This is a genomic window from Streptomyces canarius, from assembly GCF_014650735.1.
GTDB classification, from domain to species: Bacteria; Actinomycetota; Actinomycetes; order Streptomycetales; family Streptomycetaceae; genus Streptomyces; species Streptomyces olivaceoviridis.
Map to the genome: position 1 here is coordinate 1 of NZ_BMVN01000136.1, position 4,926 is coordinate 4,926.

Here is a 4,926-nt window from a genome sequence, read left to right on the forward strand (position 1 = left end):
ACAGACCTGGCTCACCGACGACCAAGGCCGGCGCTACACCTCCGAACTCCGCCTCGTCGCCGTCGACCGGAGCACCGCCCACGGGGAGCCGGCATGACCGCCCCCGCACGGACGACCTTCGTCGACGACATCCGCGCGCACGCCGACCGCGCGCCGCGCTCCGCCGCCCTGCTGACCGCCGACGGCCCGACCGGCTACGGCGAACTCGCCGCCCGGATCGACCGGCTCGCCGCCCGGCTCGCCGCCCACGGCGTGGGTCCGGAGCAGGTCTGCGCGGTGGCCCTGCCGCCCGGCGCCGACGCCGTGGTCGCGACCGCCGCGGTCGTACGGGCCGGCGGGGCGTTCCTCACCCTGGACACCGGTCTGCCCGACGGGCGGCTCGCCGCGCTGGCCGCCGGCGCCGGCGTGGCCCGCCTGATCACCCGCGCGGCCCTCGCCGACCGCCTGGGGCCGCTGGTCGACGCGCCCTTCGTCCTCGTCGACCGGCTCCCCGCGGACGACCCGCCGCCGGCCGCCTTCGCAGCCCCCCATCCGCGCGCGCTCGCCTACGTCAGCCACACCTCGGGCTCGACCGGCGCCCCCAACCCCGTCCTGATCGAGCACGGCGGTCTCGACACGTATCTCCGCGCCGTCGTCCGCGACAACGCCCTCGGCCCCGGCACCGTCACCCTGCAACTCGCCCCGCCCGGCTACGACGCCTCGATCCGGGACACCTTCGCACCGCTCGCCGCCGGCGGGTGCGTCGTCCTGGTCGAGCGCTCGCGCCTGCTGCGCGCGGAGTCCTTCGCCGACATCGTCGCCGAGTACGGCGTCGACACCCTCCTCAGCACCACCCCGTCCTTCCTCGGTTTCCTCGCCCAGTCCCCGGCGGCGGCCGAGCGGCTGCACTCCCTGCGCCTGGTCTGCTCCAGCGGGGAGTCGCTGCGCCCCTTCCTCGCAGCCGGGGGCCGTGCCCTGGTCGGCGGCCGGCTGGTCAACCAGTACGGGCCCAGCGAGTGCACCATGACCTCCACCCGCCACGAGGTGCCGGCCGACCCCGACACCTCCGTGGACACCGTCGGCACCGCCGTCGACGGCACCGTCGTACGACTGCTCGACGAGGAGGGCCGCGAGGTCCCGGACGGGCGGACCGGCGAGGTGCACATCGGCGGCGCGGGCGTGGCGCGCGGTTACGGCGGACGGCCCGCGCTGACGGCGGACCGGTTCCCGCCCGATCCGTACGGGCCGCCCGGCGCGCGGCTGTACCGCACCGGCGACCTCGCCCGGCGAGGTCCCGGCGGCACCCTCGAATACCTCGGCCGGGCCGACCGCCAGCTCAAGATCCGCGGCCACCGCGTGGACCCGGCCGAGATCGAGGGCGCCCTGCTCGCCCACCCGGACGTCACGGGCGCCGTAGTGACCGCCGAGACCGACGACCGGGGCCGGACCTGGCTCGGCGCCCATGTCACCGGCCCGCTGGAGGGCATCACCGACGCCCAGTTGCGCGCGCACCTGGCCCGCACGCTGCCGCCGCACATGATGCCCCGGCGGTTCACCCGGCTGGAGCGCCTGCCCGTCACCCACAGCGGCAAGGCGGACCGGCGGGCGCTGCGCGCCTCCGTGCCGGAGCCCGTGTCATGACGGCCGCGGACACCGGCATCGCACCGGCCGCGGTCCAGGAAGCCGCCGACCGGATCACCCCCCATGTGCGGCGCACTCCCCTGCTGCGCCACGACGTGCTGCCCGGGCTGCTGGTCAAGGCCGAACACCTCCAGCGCAGCGGGTCGTTCAAGCTCCGCGGCGCGGCCAACGCGCTGCTCGCGCTCGGCCCCGACGAGGTGGTCGCCGGCTCCTCCGGCAACCACGGCATCGCGGTGGCCACCCTCGGCCGCGCGCTCGGCGTCCGGGTGACGGTGGTGATGGCGTCCGGCGCGGCGGAGGCGAAGGAAGCGGCCGTCCGGGCACTGGGCGGACGGGTCGTCCGGGTGCCCGGCGGGGTGGCCGACCGCGACCGCCACGCCAGGGACCTCGCCGCCCGCACCGGGGCCGCGCTGCTGCCCTCCTCCGATCACGAACTCGTGGTGGCCGGACAGGGCACCGTCGGCCTGGAGCTGTTGGGGGACGCCCCCGACCTGGACGCGATCGTCGTCCCGGTGGGCGGCGGCGGCCTGCTGGCCGGCGTCTGCCTCGCCGCCGCCCATCTGGGCAGCGGGGTCCGGATCATCGGCGTGGAGCCCGACGGGGCCCGGCGCTACGCCCTCTCCCTCGCCGCCGGCCGCCCGGTGGAGGTGCCGCCCAGCGACTCGGTGGCGGACGGATTGCGGGGCCAGCGGCCCGGCGAGGTGGTCCTGCCGATCGTCCGGCACCGGGTCGACGAGCTGACCGGTGTCGGCGACCGGGCCGTGCTGCGCGCGATGGCCCTGCTGCACCGCGCCGGCATCCCGGCGGAGCCGAGCGGCGCCGCCGCCCTGGCCGGCGCGCTCCGGCTGGGGCTGTCCGGCCGTGTCGCCGTCGTCGTCTCCGGCGGCAACAGCGCCGCCGCCCTGGCCGCGGCCCGGTCCGCGCCCGCCGCCGGCCGCTGACCGGCCGCACCGTGCCGTTCCCCTCCCTTTGTCCACATCCGTACCCCTCTGAAGAAGGACGGGCCATGAACCCCATCGACACCGCCGAACTCACCGGGCTGATCACCGGCTACTACCGCGAGACGCTCGGCGACGACAGCCTGGACGCCGCGAGCGACTTCTTCGAGGCGGGTGGCGACTCGCTCGCCGCCTTCCAGATCGTCCACCGGCTCCAGGAACTGCTGGACGCCGAGATCGCCGTCGCCCTGGTCTTCACCTATCCGTCCCCGGCCGAGCTGGCGGAGGTCGTCGCCGACGACCTGTCCCTCGCTCCCGCGTCGGCCTAGGGGGCCGGGATGCACGACGGATCCGTCTCCCTGAGCGGCCGCTGGCGGCTGTGGGACCAGGTCGCGGTGCGCGGCGCGGGGTTCCCGGCGGACGGGGTGCTCCGGCTCGCGCCGGCGGGCCTGGCCGCGGCAGCGGACAAGTTCGGGCCGCGGGACGCCCTGTCCGGGGCGGCCTGGGAGGCCTTCGAGGCAGAGTTCACGCAGGCTGCCGTGCGGGCCGCCGGGACGGCGCAGGAGATCGCCGCCTCGGCGCCGTTCCGGGCGGCGGTCGCCTGGCAGAACCGGGGGGTGCTCGACTCGGCGATCCGGCCGTTCCTCAACTGGTCGCCGCAGACCGCGGGCCGCACCTTCAAGCAGCGTCAGCGCGAGGAGCTGGTCGCCCACTACTGGCAGCGGTTCTGCGTCAAGAACGACACCATCGGCTTCTTCGGTCCCGTCGGCTGGGGCGCCTTCGACACCGCCCGGCCGGGCGTGGCCGTCGAGCCGGGTGCCGGGCTGACCGCCTCCTCGGAGGTGTTCTGGTCCAGCTGGTCGGTCGACGCCCTGGCCCGTGAGATCGAGGCCGACCCGGCGGTGCGGCCCTGGGCGGCGCCCCGCCGGGTCCCGTTCGTACGGCTGGAGGAGGACGCCGTACGGCTCCCCGCCAGACCGCCGCGGCCGGTGCCGCCGCAGACGCTCCGGCTGCTGCGCCTGTGCGACGGCACCCGTTCCGTCCCGGCCCTCCAGCGGGAGATCGGCCCGGGAACGGACGTGCCCGCCCTGCTGGAGGAGCTGGTCCGGCTGCGCTGGGTCACCTGGCGGCTGGACGTGCCCGCCGACATCCGGCCCGACCGTCGGCTGCGCGCCTGCCTGGAGCGGATCGGCGAGCCCGCGCCGCGCGCCGCCGCCCTCGCCCGGATGGACGAACTGGAGACCGCGGTCGCCGGCGTCCGGGTGGCCGCCGGGGACCCCGAGCGGCTGGTCGCGGCGCTCACCGCCGTCGAGGAGACGTTCCGACGCGTGACCGAAGCGGCCGCCAAGCGCGAGAAGAGCACCACGACGGCGCCCGGCCGCGCCGTCGTGTACTCGGACAGCCGCCGCGCCGCCCGGGTGACGCTCGGCAGCCGGGTGCGGGACGCGCTCGCCCCGCTCGACCTGCTGATGTCCTCGGCCTCCTGGCTCTGCTCGGCCCTGGCCGCCCGTGTGACGGAGCGCGTCACGGAGGTGTACGAGCGGCTGCGCGCCGACGCCGGGCCCGGGCGCGCGGTGGACCTCGCCGCCTTCTGGTTCGCCTGCATGCCGGTCCTGCACGGGGCCGCGGCCTCCGAGGCCGCCGATCTCCAGGCGGAGTTCGAGCGCCGCTGGCAGCGGATCCTCCCGGCCCCGGCGGGGGTGCGCCGCGTCACGGTCGCCGCCGCGGACATCGCCGGCCGGGTGGCGGATGCCTTCGGGCCCGCCACCGCGCCGGGCTGGACCGCGGCGCGGTACATCAGCCCGGACGTGATGATCGCCGCGGAGGACGCCGCCGCCGTCGAGCGCGGGGAGTTCGGCCTCGTCCTCGGCGAACTCCACCTGGCCTCCAACACGATGGGGAACGAGCTGTTCGTCAATCAGCACCCCGACCCCCGTGAGCTGTTCGACCGCACCAACCGGGACCACCCGGAGCCCCGGCTGCTGCCGCTGCTGCCGAAGGAGCACAGGTCCCGGCTCTCCGCCCGCATCCGGCACGCGCTGGTACGGCCGCGGGACTACCAGGTCGCCCTGCTCGACAACACGGCGGACCCGTTCCGCCGGCGCACCGTGCCGAGCGCCGACGCGGCGGTGGAACACCGCGAGGGCCGGCTGTGCGTGGTGCTGCCCGACGGCGCGGTGTTCCCGGTCGTGGAGGTGTTCGCCCATGTGCTGACCACGCTGGTGACGGACCGGTTTCGGCTGCTGCCGGAGGCCGACCACTGCCCCCGGGTCACCATCGACCGGATGACGGTCGCTCGGGAGACCTGGCGGTTCGCCGGCTCCGCGCTGGCCTTCGCCGACGACAAGAGCGAGGCCCGGCGCTTCGT

At 76.5% G+C, this 4,926-nt stretch carries 4 protein-coding genes; all 4 read left to right on the plus strand.

Going from position 1 to position 4,926, the window contains the following annotated elements:
• The first annotated feature begins 93 nt into the window (after positions 1 to 93).
• Complete coding sequence (locus IE294_RS46235) at positions 94 to 1,620, plus strand: amino acid adenylation domain-containing protein (protein WP_189895310.1); 1,527 nt, start codon at positions 94 to 96, stop codon at positions 1,618 to 1,620.
• Positions 1,617 to 2,561 (plus strand): threonine ammonia-lyase, encoded by a 945-nt coding sequence (locus IE294_RS46240; RefSeq protein WP_189895311.1) that lies wholly within the window; start codon positions 1,617 to 1,619, stop codon positions 2,559 to 2,561. The genes IE294_RS46235 and IE294_RS46240 overlap by 4 nt, the downstream gene beginning before the upstream one ends.
• Positions 2,562 to 2,626: 65 nt before the next feature.
• Positions 2,627 to 2,887 (plus strand): acyl carrier protein, encoded by a 261-nt coding sequence (locus IE294_RS46245; protein ID WP_189895312.1) that lies wholly within the window; start codon positions 2,627 to 2,629, stop codon positions 2,885 to 2,887.
• A gap of 9 nt (positions 2,888 to 2,896) precedes the next feature.
• Positions 2,897 to 4,926, plus strand: a 2,030-nt coding sequence (locus IE294_RS46250; protein WP_189895313.1) for a lantibiotic dehydratase, incomplete at its 3' end; no start/stop codon positions are given.

Coding starts and splice junctions, on each gene's coding strand:
- IE294_RS46235 (WP_189895310.1), top strand. CDS start 94: ATGACCGCCCCCGCACGGACGACCTTCGTCGACGACATCCGCGCGCAC.
- IE294_RS46245 (WP_189895312.1), top strand. CDS start 2,627: ATGAACCCCATCGACACCGCCGAACTCACCGGGCTGATCACCGGCTAC.
- IE294_RS46240 (WP_189895311.1), top strand. CDS start 1,617: ATGACGGCCGCGGACACCGGCATCGCACCGGCCGCGGTCCAGGAAGCC.